The sequence below is a fragment of the Mammaliicoccus sp. P-M58 genome (assembly GCF_022386165.1).
GTDB lineage: Bacteria > Bacillota > Bacilli > Staphylococcales > Staphylococcaceae > Mammaliicoccus > Mammaliicoccus sciuri.
The window spans coordinates 1-337 of the sequence record NZ_JAJNJI010000039.1 but is presented as its reverse complement, the minus strand read 5'-3'; the positions used below and the strand labels follow the sequence as shown (position 1 = coordinate 337).

Sequence of the window (337 nt, the reverse complement as noted above, 5' to 3'; positions counted from 1 at the left end):
GTGGGACAAATGATTGGGGTGAAGTCGTAACAAGGTAGCCGTATCGGAAGGTGCGGCTGGATCACCTCCTTTCTAAGGATATTACGGAATGGCCATTAGGTCATGGAATAACGGAGACATATTGTATTCAGTTTTGAATGTTTATAACATTCAACTTAAGAATGGGCCTATAGCTCAGCTGGTTAGAGCGCACGCCTGATAAGCGTGAGGTCGATGGTTCGAGTCCATTTAGGCCCACCATTTTTAATTGCACATTGAAAACTAGATAAGTAAGCAATAGATTTTACCAAGCAAAAAACCGAGTGAATTTCTAACGAAATTCAACAAGCTTAATAAT

General features: G+C 40.7%; 1 tRNA gene and 1 rRNA gene. Both read left to right on the top strand.

The features are described 5' to 3' along the window. A 16S ribosomal RNA gene (locus LQ694_RS15470) occupies nt 1-72 on the top strand; the annotation flags it as partial. A 91-nt stretch (nt 73-163) separates the two neighbouring features. After that, nucleotides 164-240 (top strand) — tRNA-Ile (locus LQ694_RS15465). The last annotated feature ends 97 nt before the right edge of the window (nt 241-337 follow it).